Origin of the sequence: Clostridium sp., from assembly GCF_016650035.1 — a bacterium.
In the GTDB taxonomy this organism is placed as follows: Bacteria; Bacillota; Clostridia; order Clostridiales; family Clostridiaceae; genus Clostridium_AD.
This window is the reverse complement of record NZ_JAENWM010000016.1, coordinates 41,485-53,351: the sequence shown is the minus strand read 5'-3', so window position 1 is coordinate 53,351 and position 11,867 is coordinate 41,485. Positions and strand designations below refer to the sequence as shown.

Below are 11,867 nucleotides of genomic sequence, written 5' to 3'. Positions count from 1 at the left end.
TATAGGAATTACTTTGGAACAGATGGAAAAACAACATATAACTGAAGTTATTAAAGAAGTTAAAGGTAATATGAGCCTTGCTGCTAAAATATTAGATATTGCAAGAAGTTCCCTGTATAGAAAAATAGAAAAGTATAATATTGATTGTCCCGAAACAGAACACTGTTCTAAAATGCAACAGTAGAAAGCTGACAAAGTGATCTATATTGGGACAATAACAAATCCGTTTTAAAATAATTTATTTAATGTGAGTTAAACGCACTAGAATGAACACTTTTAATAAATCACATTTAGTTTTAACTTGGCATCAATCTTGCTCTGTATATATACATGTAGTACAAAATGTATGGAGGAGGAATTATTATGTATGGTTATAATGGTAAAATATTAAGAATTAATTTAAAAGATAGAACGGTTAAGGTTGAAGCACTTGACTTAGAAATGGCTAAAAAATTTATTGGTGGTAGAGGACTCGGAACAAAAATATTTATGGATGAAGTAGATCCTATGGTTGATCCATTAAGTCCTGAAAATAAACTTATAATTATAACAGGACCGTTAACAGGTACTCCTGTACCAACTGGTGGAAGATATATGGTAGTTACAAAATCACCACAATCAGGAACAATTGCTTGTTCAAATTCAGGTGGCCACTGGGGAGCTGAATTTAAAGCTACAGGTTATGACATAATTATACTTGAAGGCAAAGCAGATTCACCAGTTTACTTAACAATAATTGACGATAAGGTAGAAATAAAGGATGCAAGCAGTCTTTGGGGAAAACTTGTTACAGAAACTACTGATCTTATAAAAAAAGAAATGCCAGATAAATCAAAAGTTATGACTATTGGACCAGCAGGTGAAAGGTTATCTAAAATGGGTTCCATAATGAATGAGTATGACAGAGCAGCAGGTCGTTCTGGCGTTGGAGCAGTTATGGGTTCAAAAAACCTCAAAGCTATTGCGGTTAAAGGAAGTTTAAAACCACAAATAGCAGATACTGAAAAGCTAAAAGAGGTTTCAAAAGTTTGGATGAAGAACATAAAAGAGAATGGGGTTACAGGGGCAGGTCTTCCAACATACGGAACTGCAGTCCTTGTAAATATACTAAATGAAAACGGTGTACACCCAACTAATAATTTCCAGCAGTCTTATTTTGAAAAAGCCGATGACATTAGTGGAGAGACAATGACTAAAGATATCTTAGTTAGAAAAAATCCTTGTTATAGATGTCCAATCGCTTGTGGTAGATATGTAAAAATACCAGATATGGGTATAGAAGTTGGAGGACCAGAATATGAAACGCTTTGGTCTTTTGGTTCGGATTGTGGAATAGCTGATATGAATGCAATATGCAAGGCAAACTACTTCTGTAATGAATATGGTATGGATACAATTTCTGTAGGCGCAACCATTGCGGCTGGAATGGAACTTTACCAAAAGGGATATATTAAAGAAGAAGAACTTGAAGGGACTCCACTAGAATTTGGGAATGTACAGGGAATGCTAGATTGGACAATAAAAATAGGAAAATCAGAAGGACTCGGAGCAAAAATGGCGGAGGGTTCATACAGACTTTGTGATTCATATGGCGCTGCGGAACTTTCAATGACAGTTAAGAAACTTGAAATTCCTGCTTATGATCCAAGAGGTATACAGGGTCAAGGGCTTTCATACGCAACATCCAACAGGGGTGGGTGCCATGTAAGAGGATATATGATATCTCCAGAAATATTAGGACTTCCACAAAAATTAGATAGATTTTCACTTGAGGGAAAGGCTACTTGGACTAAGATTTTCCAAGATTTAACTGCAACTATAGATTCTCTTGGATTATGTTTGTTTACATCATTTGCTATGGGAGCTCCTGATTATGCTGATTTGTATAATGCAGTATGTGGTACAGATCACACCGCGGACTCCATACTTGAAGCGGGAGACAGAATTTGGAATATTGAAAGACAATTTAATTTAGCTGCTGGAATAGATGCATCTCAGGATACATTGCCAAAAAGATTACTCGAGGAGCCAATTCCAGAAGGACCTTCTAAAGGTAATGTACACAGATTAGCGGAACTTCTTCCAGAGTATTATCTGGAGCGAGGCTGGGATGAAAGTGGTAATCCAACTAAGGAAAAATTAGAAGCATTGGGATTATAATACCAAAGCTCTGATTGAGAGGTGAGAATGTGAAAATTACAGTGAAATTATTTGCTACCTTTAGAGAGGGTAGAGATAAAATTCAGGTTTTGGAACTGGATTCGGGTAAAACTCCAGAAGATGTTATTGCTATTTTAAGGATAGAAAAGTCCGAGGTTGCTATTTTACTTGTAAATGGTCGCGATGGGCAATTTGACAAGCCACTTATAGAGTCTGATCTAATAGCACTGTTCCCACCAGTTGGTGGTGGCTAATTTGGAGTATGTTGAGAAGACCTTAGAGATGAGAGGCATGAAAAGGATAGAGATAGTAGATTATTTTATTAGTATTGGTGGCGAAGCTGTTGATGGTGAAAAATTCACTTCACAAGGGTGGCAGGCTGAAATATCTAAGGAAAAGTTAGTTATATTAGGCTCGCTTAAAATTCCAGCTACAATAGTTATATTGCGATGTAGAAAAGATATTTCAGAGCAAATGCTGGCTGCCTTTCGTTTGAAGTTTTTAACAGCTGGTGGGTAAAAGAATATTATTTCAGAGAAAAATAAGGGAATCAGCGTTAAATTAGCTGGTTCCCTTATTTTTATTAGTTTCACAGGAATTATCATATTCAGTAAGTGTAGTTATGGTTGGGTGACTGCCACATAAATCGCAGTTTGTGGACTTCATGCGGCGTGGAACTGGACTCAAGGGAATGTTTTTGGCTTTGAGGTAAGTGGACAAGAGGTAGCATCAGGTAGCTTAATGAATTTAAAGTTAACAGGTGCAGAATGGTTTACAGGGAGAGCATTTGGGTCTGAAGCTGGCATGGCAGCAGCCATAGTTCTTTCTATAGGAATTATTGTTGTATATTTTATTTTAAATTAAATGAATTAAATTTATGTTTATGACTTAAACTACATTCGAAAGCAATTCAATAAAAAGGAGAGGAATAATTGAAAAATAAATTAAAATATCTTTTATACTTTGTAGCTGCATTTTTTATTGTTTTAGCCTATAAAGAAAATGTTATGGGTATTGAAATACAAAATTCTACGAGGGCAATTAAAGACTTTAATACATCTATAAAAGATGTTAATCAGGAAAAGAAAGTAATCTATTTAACTTTTGATGACGGTCCTAGCATACTTACAGATAAAGTTTTGGACATCTTAAAAGAAAATGATGTTAAAGCCACTTTTTTTATTATTGGGAATCAAATTAATGGTTTTGAGGAAGTGATAAAGAGAACTCATAATGATGGACATAGTATTGGCTTGCATACCTATACGCATAAATTTAAACGTATTTATTCGAGTAGAGATATGTTTATTAAGGAAATGCTAGATTGTCGTAATGAAATATATAGATTAACTGGAATTTCACCTAATATAATTAGGTTTCCTGGAGGAAGTAGCAAGCGCCTGACTAATTCTTATCTGAATACATTGCATAGTTATAATTTTAAAATATATGATTGGAATATGGTAACTTCAGATGGAATAAATTCAAATACATCTCCAAATCGAATATATAGAGATGCTACAGAAGGCAATGAAAAACTATCCCCAATTATATTACTTTTACATTGTGACTATATGCATAAAAATTCATGCAAAGCATTGCCTAATATAATCAAATATTATAAAGAAAAAGGTTATGAATTCAAAATTATTTCTGAGGATACACCAGAACTTTACTTTCCAATAAAAAAATAAAAAAAGGAGTTATAACTATGAATATAATTATAGAGAAAAAACTACCATCAATTTTTTTTTAATATCAATAATAATATTTAAAAGCATTTAGGTATTTCTTTATAAAATCTACATAAAAGTATGGTATTATAAAGCTATAGAAAAAAATATCAACAAATCTATATTTTTTAAATTGACCCCTCCCCCCTATAGGGATGGGTATAAAACTTATATATTATAGAAAACATACAAAAGGAGGGATTAAATTGAATAAAGATCAAGAACAAGCAATGAGGTCTCTTAAGACATCTAAGGGACAAATTGATGGGATAATCAAGATGATGGAAGACGGTAGATATTGTATTGATGTATCGAATCAAATAATTGCAGCACAATCTCTACTTAAAAAAGCAAATATGTTAATTTTGAAACAGCATCTTAATCATTGCGTAAAAGATGCATTTATTAATAATACAGGTGAGGATAAAGTTGATGAGATAATTGATTTGCTTGCTAAATTAATTGGCAATAAATAATTGGAGGAATGTATTATGGGAAATAAAACACTTAAAATAGAAGGAATGACATGTGCAGCATGTGCTAAGGCTATAGAAAGAGTTTCAAAAAAGCTGCCAGGAGTTGAGGAAGCAAACGTAAATTTTGCTACCGAAAAATTAAATATAAATTATGATGAATCAAAAATTAAATTAGAAGATATACAAAGTGCAGTTGAAAAAGCTGGGTACAAAATATTAGTCCCAACAACCACTAAAACATTAAAACTAGAGGGAATGACTTGTGCGGCATGTGCAAAGAATATAGAAAGAGTAACTAAAAAACTACCCGGAGTAGTAGAATCAAATGTAAATTTTGCCACTGAAAAATTAACTATATCTTTTGAATCAGCATTAGTTCGAACGGCAGATATAAAGAAGGTAATTGAGAAATCAGGATATAAGGCTGTAGAGGATGTTAGTAATGTAGACCTTGATAAAGTAAAAAAAGAAAAAGATATAAAGGCTCTATGGAATAGGTTTTTAATATCTGCAATTTTTGGAGTCCCACTTTTACTAGTTGCTATGATACCTATGATTATTAGTTTGCCTGAAGCTATTAACCCAATGATGCATATGAAGGTTTATGCTCTTCTACAATTAGCACTTGTTCTACCGATATTGTATACAGGGAGAAAATATTATATAGTTGGATTTAAATCATTATTTAGATTAAGTCCCAATATGGATTCATTAATATCAATTGGAACATCAGCAGCATTTCTGTATAGTTTATTTGCTGTAACTAAAATCCTTGCAGGTGAAAATGGTTATGAAATGTATTTTGAGTCTGCAGGTGTAATACTTACACTTATAACGCTTGGTAAATATTTGGAATCAGTAACTAAAGGAAAAACATCTGAGGCAATCAAAAAACTTATGGGTCTTGCTCCAAAAACAGCTAGAATAACTCGCGATAATATAGAAATAGAGATTCCAATAGATGAAGTAGAAGTTGGAGATATAGTAGTAGTGAGGCCAGGCGAGAAAATGCCAGTAGATGGTGAAGTTGTAGATGGAACTACATCCGTAGATGAGTCAATGCTAACAGGTGAGAGTATGCCAGTGGAAAAAAGTATTGGACATAATATAATTGGCGCAAGTATAAATAAAAATGGATCTATCAAGTATAAAGTAACTAAAGTTGGAAAAGATACGGCACTGTCACAAATAATAACTTTAGTTGAAAATGCTCAAGGTTCAAAAGCTCCGATAGCTGCAATGGCGGATATTATATCAAGTTATTTTGTACCAGTGGTTATAGGTCTTGCCTTAGTTTCCTCATTAGCTTGGTTTATATCTGGAGAAACGGGAGTGTTTTCGTTAACAATATTCATTTCTGTACTTGTAATAGCCTGCCCTTGTGCTCTAGGACTTGCTACACCTACAGCAATAATGGTGGGAACAGGAAAAGGTGCGGAATATGGAGTACTTATAAAAAGTGGTGTAGCACTTGAAACTGCACATAAAATTCAAACTATAGTATTTGATAAGACGGGAACGCTCACTGAAGGAAAACCAAAGGTAACTGATATAGTTACTGCAGAAGGCATTACTGATTCATTTTTACTTCAAGTAGCAGCCTCAGCTGAAAAAGGATCTGAACATCCATTAGGTGAAGCTATAGTTAAGGATGCAGAAGAAAAATCAATAGAATTTAAGAAGGTAGATAAATTTAAAGCTATACCTGGTTATGGAATAGAAGTTAGTATAGAAGGTAATAAAATATTACTTGGTAATAAAAAACTTATGATAGAAAGAGAAATCTCTTTAGATAATTTAGAGGAAGTTTCAAACAGACTTGCAGAAGAAGGTAAAACTCCAATGTATATCGCTATAGAAAATAAGTTAAGCGGAATAATTGCAGTTGCAGACACGGTTAAAGAAAATAGTAAAAAGGCTATAGAAAGACTTCATAGTATGGGAATAGAAGTTGCCATGATAACTGGTGATAACAAGAGGACAGCAACAGCTATTGCAGAGCAGGTTGGCATTGATAGAATACTAGCTGAAGTTTTGCCTGAGGACAAGGCAAATGAGGTTAAAAAACTTCAAGCGGAAGGTAAAAAAGTTGCAATGGTTGGAGATGGAATTAATGATGCACCTGCACTAGCGCAAGCTGATATAGGTATAGCTATAGGATCAGGTACAGACGTTGCAATGGAATCTGCAGATATAGTTCTTATGAGAAGCGATTTAATGGATGTACCTACAGCGCTACAATTAAGTAAGAAAACTATAACAAATATAAAGCAAAATTTGTTTTGGGCATTTGGATACAATGCACTGGGAATACCAGTTGCAATGGGAGTACTACATTTATTTGGAGGACCACTTCTAAATCCAATTATTGCAGCTCTTGCAATGAGTTTTAGTTCTGTTTCTGTTTTAACAAATGCATTGAGATTAAAGGGGTTTAAGCCGGTAAAGTAGAACGTTTTTAATGAAAATCTAAGAAGCTCAAGTATTATTTGAAAATAGTACTTGGGCTTTTATGTGGTTTATTTGGATAAAAAGTAATCGTAGGCTTTGTTTAGTAATTCAAATGTGTTATAATAAAAAAGCAATTAAATACATGGAGAGATGTCCGAGTGGCCGAAGGTACCTGCCTCGAAAACAGGCGAACGGGTTATTCCGTTCCGGGAGTTCGAATCTCCCTCTCTCCGCCAAAGTTAAAGAACTCGCTGTGAGGTGAGTTCTTTATTACGTTAATTTATAAGGGGGATTTGAACCCGTGAGGGCGCATGGCGTTAAGAAAATGTGATGTTATCACATTTTTAGCTATACGCACAGAGACAGGACCCGGACCGGGTGTCGACGTAATTGATGCGTAGCAGCAATCGAATCCCCCTCTCTCCGCCAATATTAAGGGCTCTAGCAAAACTGCTAGAGCCCTTTTAATATGTAAAAAATATGATATTTCGTTGAATGATAACATTAATTTTTTTATAGTAATTATGTCTGTAAAATTGTTTGATTTAGTCTATATTGTTGGTTATCAAAAGCTTCTTTAAACATATTTCGATTAATTCTGTATTCTTAGGGATTAAGTTATATAGTTGATATAAAAAAGCAAAAAATTATAAGTAAACTTTTGCTTTTAGTTTAACATATTTCATACATAGAAGAGAAAATATCTAAATAGTATTTATATTATCACAAAGCAATTTAATATCATGATCAATAGCATATTTATTGCCCCATTTGCACATTTCTTCAAGCGTACTTTGCAAACCCCTTCCATATTCCGTTATAGAATATTCAACTTTTGGCGGCACTACTGGATATACTTTCCTTGTTAGCAAATTGTCACGTTCCATCTCTCGGAGTTGAGTTGTAAGCATTTTTGGGGTAATATCAGGAATCAATTTTTTAAGTTCAGAATATCTTTTAGTACCCATATTTAAATACCAAAGAATTCTAATTTTCCATTTACCACCGATTAAATCCATAGTTAGTTCCATTGAACAACTGTATTTATCATTCAAAACTGACATTTTATAACCTCCATATTTTCAAAATTACATGGTATCCTTTTGTATACTATATGATAAAAAAGTGCGTACTTGTGATTTATGATTGTTGTAGTATAATCATATCATACAACATGTAAAAAAACAATATCACTTAATGGGTAATAAAGATTTCAAATTAAGATTTGGGTTATACTAAACAAGAGAAAAATAAAATTTGTTTTATAAGGAGATAATATAAATGGAAGCGATTTTTAACAGAAGAAGCATAAGAAAATATGAGGATAAGCCAGTTGAAAAGGAAAAGATTGAAAAACTTTTAAGAGCGGCAATGCAGGCACCATCAGCAGCAAACCAACAGCCTTGGGAATTTATAGTCGTTGAGGATAAGGAGAAGTTGAAAAAACTATCTGATGCAAGTCCGTATTCAAAAATGGTTGCAAATTCAGCAGTTACAATTGTGCTTTTATCAAGAAAAGAAGGAGTGACGTTCGCTCCTTGCATACCACAAGATATGGGAGCTGCTGCAGAAAATCTTCTTTTAGAAGCAGTGAATTTAGAACTCGGGGCAGTTTGGCTTGGAATTGCACCTGTCCAAGAAAGGATGAATTATATAAAGGAAATGTTTGGGTTGCCTGAAGGTATTGAAGCTTTTGCATTAATTCCGGTAGGATATCCGGATGGTCAGAAAAATGAATTTGTAGATAGATTTGATGCAACAAGAGTTCATTATGAAAATTGGAAATAAATTATAAATTGAGGAGTGGAATTTTATGATAAAGGTTATAGCGAAAAACTTTGCTAAAGAAAATAAAATTGAGAAAGTTTTAGAGTTAGCAAAGGTATTAGTGGAAACAACAGTAAAAGAGGACGGATGTATAAAGTATGAAATGTATCAGGATGAGAAAAATCCAAATATTTTAATCATGATAGAAGAGTGGGAAACAATTGAAGCCGCGAATAAACATATGTCTTCAGAGCATTTTAAAAAAATAGTTCCACAAATGAGTGAATGTATGGATCAAAAGCCTGAACTGAATATTTGCAAAAAGGTGATTTAAGATCCTATGAATCTTTGAGACAAAACAAGATTTGATTCAATTTAAATATTAATGAAGGAGTGGACAGGAATGGAAAATGAGGTGCTTAAATCAATAAAAAATAGAAGAAGCACAAGGAAGTATAAAGAGGAACAAATCAGTGAAGAAGAATTACAAACATTATTAGAGGCAGGTATACAAGCCCCCAGTGCAAACAACTCACAATCGTGGCATTTTACAGTAATACAAGATAGAGATATGATCAGCTTTATTAGTGATAAGTCAAAAGAAGTGATGCTCCAAAGCGATAATGAGAGCATAGTAAATATTGGTAGAAATCCAGTGAATCTATTATATAATGCTCCTACTGTCATTATTGTTTCGGGCAAAAAAGAGGTTGGTTCGTCTTTGGTTGATTGTTCAGCAGCAATTGAAAATATGCTGATAGCCGCCGAAAGTATAGGATTAGGAACTGTATGGGTAGGGCTCGTTAAGTTTTTCTTTACACTTAATGACGATGTTAAAAAATTAAAATTACCGGATGGATATGAGCCATTTTATGCTGTAGCAGTCGGTTATAAAGAAAATGATGGTGTTTTAGGGTCATCAAAACGAAATAGAGAAGTTATCAACTATATAAGATAATATATGTGTTTAATTCATAAGGAGCGATAATCATGCTGAATTTTAATTATTCAATACCAACCGAAATATTTTTTGGACGAGATAAAATAGATGTACTTGCAGAAAAGGTAAAGGGTTATGGGTCTAAAGTGCTGCTTGTTTACGGTGGAGGAAGCATAAAGAAAAATGGATTATATGATAAGATTACCGGTATTTTAAACACAAACGGTATCAGTTTTTGGGAACTAGCAGGCGTTGAACCTAACCCAAGAATATCAAGCGTAAGAAAAGGAATTGAAATATGCAGAGATAATAAAATAGAACTTATACTTGCTGTAGGCGGTGGAAGCTCAATTGACTGCGCAAAGGTTATAGGCGCAGGCTGTTACTATGATGGAGATGCATGGGACATTGTTGTTGATCCAAGAAAAATAGATAAAGTGCTTCCAATTGCAAGTATATTAACACTAGCTGCTACTGGTTCTGAAATGGATGCTGGGGCAGTTGTTACAAATTTAGATACTAGTGAAAAGCTAGCCACAGGACATAAAGACATGGCACCAAAGTTTTCAATACTTGATCCTTCTTATACATTTTCAGTACCTAAGAATCAAACAGCAGCAGGTACAGCAGATATAATGAGTCATGTTTTCGAAGTCTACTTTAGCAACACAAAAGAAGCATATTTACAGAATAGAATGGCAGAAGCACTTCTTAAAACCTGTATAAATTATGGTTCAAAAGCTATAGATGAACCTGAAAATTATGAAGCTAGGGCAAATTTAATGTGGTCTTCCAGCATTGCTATTAATGGCCTTTTAAGCTATGGAAAAGAAACCGAGTGGAGTGTTCATGCAATGGAACATGAATTAAGTGCATTCTATGATATTACTCATGGAGTTGGTCTTGCAATTTTAACACCACATTGGATGGAATACGCCTTAAATGATAATACAGTAAACAAATTTGTTGAATATGGAGCTAATGTTTGGGGACTTGATCCTATTGGTGATGGATATGAAATTGCTTATAATGCTATCAAAAAGACAAAAGAATATTTTGTATCCTTAGGAATTCCTTCTTCATTAAGAGAAGTTGGAATTGAGAAAGAGAAATTAGAAGAAATGGCAAAGCAAGCTACTGCACGTGGAAAGCTTGGAAGTTTCAAGCCTTTAGATGCACAGGATGTGTTAAATATATATAGAGCTGCGCTATAATGGAGGCAATATGAAAAGATTATTTGATAATACTATTTTAAGCAATATGAATCTAAAAAACAGATTTTTTAGATCAGCTACATGGGAAGACATGGCGGATAACCAAGGCCATATGACAGAAAAGCTATATAATGTATATGAAAATCTTGCGAAAGGCGGAGTAGGGACAATCATAACAGGCTATGCTTTTGTTACAGAAGATGAACAGCCCAATCCCGGAATGATGGGGATTTATAATGATTCATTTATTGAAGAATACAAAGGATTTACAGATAAAATCCATAAGTTTGATACAAACATAGTATTGCAAATTGCATATGGTGGTTCTCAAACTAACTTTAATGTAGGTGAGAGAATCATATTAGGACCGTCAGCCGTAGCTCATAGTATATATGGTGTTACTCCTAAGGAAGCTACAAAGGAAGAGATAAGATCTCTTATTGAAAGTTTTGCAGATGCTTCTCTCAGAGCTAAAAAATCAGGATTTGATGGAGTACAATTTCATGCTGCCCATGGATATATTTACAGTCAGTTTTTAAGCCCTCATTACAATAAAAGAACTGATGAGTATGGTGGAAATATTGAAAATAGAGCAAGAATTATTTTTGAAACTCTAGTAGCCGTACGAGAAAAAGTCGGGAATGATTTTCCTGTGCTAATTAAAATTAATTGCTCTGATTTTATAGAAGATGGTTTTTCTTTTGAAGACTGTAAATATGTATGCAAGAGATTAGAAGACCTTGGAATTGATGCTATAGAAATCAGTGGGGTTGTAGGAGCTAAAACAGAAGATAGAACCGTAAGAGAAAAAGGACTTAAATATTTAGAAAATGAATCATATTTTAGAAAGTATGCTGCAGAGATAGCGGAAGAAGTAAATGTGCCTGTCATTTTAGTTGGTGGTAATAGATCACTTAACTTAATGCAGGATATACTGGATAATACTAAAATTTCATATTTCTCACTATCTAGACCATTTTTGAGTGAATCCGATTTAATAAATAGATGGGCTGGAGAAGATAATACCAAGTCAAAATGTATTTCTTGTGGTAAATGCAGAGATATTCAGGGGAATTCATGTATATTTAACAGGAATAAGTGAATGGTTAAATTATAAAAGCATTAA

At 33.7% G+C, this 11,867-nt stretch carries 14 protein-coding genes and 1 tRNA gene; 14 read left to right on the top strand and 1 reads right to left on the bottom strand.

The window, feature by feature from the left end:
* The 9 genes from JJD95_RS05885 to JJD95_RS05845 form a co-directional block, all read left to right on the top strand.
* Nucleotides 1-184 (top strand): helix-turn-helix domain-containing protein (locus JJD95_RS05885; RefSeq protein WP_291641303.1); only part of this gene is annotated, 184 nt, incomplete at its 5' end.
* Between the two features lie 179 nt (nt 185-363).
* The gene (locus tag JJD95_RS05880) at nt 364-2,160 is read left to right on the top strand and encodes an aldehyde ferredoxin oxidoreductase family protein (RefSeq protein WP_291641301.1); all 1,797 of its coding nucleotides are present in this window, start codon (nt 364-366) and stop codon (nt 2,158-2,160) included.
* A gap of 29 nt (nt 2,161-2,189) precedes the next feature.
* The gene (locus tag JJD95_RS05875) at nt 2,190-2,414 is read left to right on the top strand and encodes a MoaD/ThiS family protein (RefSeq protein ID WP_291641299.1); all 225 of its coding nucleotides are present in this window, start codon (nt 2,190-2,192) and stop codon (nt 2,412-2,414) included.
* A gap of 1 nt (nt 2,415) precedes the next feature.
* Entirely contained in the window at nt 2,416-2,679 is a 264-nt protein-coding gene (locus tag JJD95_RS05870) for a hypothetical protein (protein ID WP_291641298.1), read from the top strand.
* A 222-nt stretch (nt 2,680-2,901) separates the two neighbouring features.
* Nucleotides 2,902-3,024, top strand: coding sequence for a hypothetical protein (locus JJD95_RS05865; RefSeq protein ID WP_291641296.1), 123 nt, complete (start codon nt 2,902-2,904; stop codon nt 3,022-3,024).
* A gap of 68 nt (nt 3,025-3,092) precedes the next feature.
* Nucleotides 3,093-3,854, top strand: a complete 762-nt coding sequence (locus tag JJD95_RS05860) for a polysaccharide deacetylase family protein (protein ID WP_291641294.1) — start codon at nt 3,093-3,095, stop codon at nt 3,852-3,854.
* A 245-nt stretch (nt 3,855-4,099) separates the two neighbouring features.
* Nucleotides 4,100-4,369, top strand: a complete 270-nt coding sequence (locus tag JJD95_RS05855) for a metal-sensing transcriptional repressor (protein ID WP_291641292.1) — start codon at nt 4,100-4,102, stop codon at nt 4,367-4,369.
* A 15-nt stretch (nt 4,370-4,384) separates the two neighbouring features.
* Nucleotides 4,385-6,820 (top strand): heavy metal translocating P-type ATPase, encoded by a 2,436-nt coding sequence (locus tag JJD95_RS05850; protein ID WP_291641290.1) that lies wholly within the window; start codon nt 4,385-4,387, stop codon nt 6,818-6,820.
* Between the two features lie 144 nt (nt 6,821-6,964).
* Nucleotides 6,965-7,056: transfer RNA gene (locus JJD95_RS05845), tRNA-Ser, on the top strand.
* 468 nt (nt 7,057-7,524) lie between these two features.
* Here the strand turns inward: JJD95_RS05845 and JJD95_RS05840 are convergent.
* The gene (locus tag JJD95_RS05840) at nt 7,525-7,884 is read right to left on the bottom strand and encodes a helix-turn-helix domain-containing protein (protein ID WP_291641288.1); all 360 of its coding nucleotides are present in this window, start codon (nt 7,882-7,884) and stop codon (nt 7,525-7,527) included.
* A 217-nt stretch (nt 7,885-8,101) separates the two neighbouring features.
* On the opposite strand from JJD95_RS05840, the gene JJD95_RS05835 reads away from it, so the two are divergent.
* From JJD95_RS05835 to JJD95_RS05815, 5 genes are all read left to right on the top strand, one after another.
* A complete protein-coding gene (locus JJD95_RS05835) occupies nt 8,102-8,608 on the top strand; it encodes a nitroreductase family protein (RefSeq protein ID WP_291641286.1) in 507 nt (168 codons plus the stop codon).
* Between the two features lie 25 nt (nt 8,609-8,633).
* On the top strand, nt 8,634-8,921 hold the full coding sequence (locus tag JJD95_RS05830) for a putative quinol monooxygenase (RefSeq protein ID WP_291641284.1): 288 nt from the start codon (nt 8,634-8,636) through the stop codon (nt 8,919-8,921).
* 69 nt (nt 8,922-8,990) lie between these two features.
* Nucleotides 8,991-9,545, top strand: a complete 555-nt coding sequence (locus JJD95_RS05825; RefSeq protein ID WP_291641282.1) for a nitroreductase family protein — start codon at nt 8,991-8,993, stop codon at nt 9,543-9,545.
* Between the two features lie 32 nt (nt 9,546-9,577).
* Nucleotides 9,578-10,741 carry an iron-containing alcohol dehydrogenase gene (locus JJD95_RS05820; RefSeq protein ID WP_291641280.1) on the top strand — a complete coding sequence of 388 codons (1,164 nt, stop codon included), beginning with the start codon at nt 9,578-9,580 and terminating at the stop codon, nt 10,739-10,741.
* A gap of 10 nt (nt 10,742-10,751) precedes the next feature.
* Entirely contained in the window at nt 10,752-11,843 is a 1,092-nt protein-coding gene (locus JJD95_RS05815) for an NADH:flavin oxidoreductase (RefSeq protein ID WP_291641278.1), read from the top strand.
* Nucleotides 11,844-11,867: the final 24 nt, after the last annotated feature.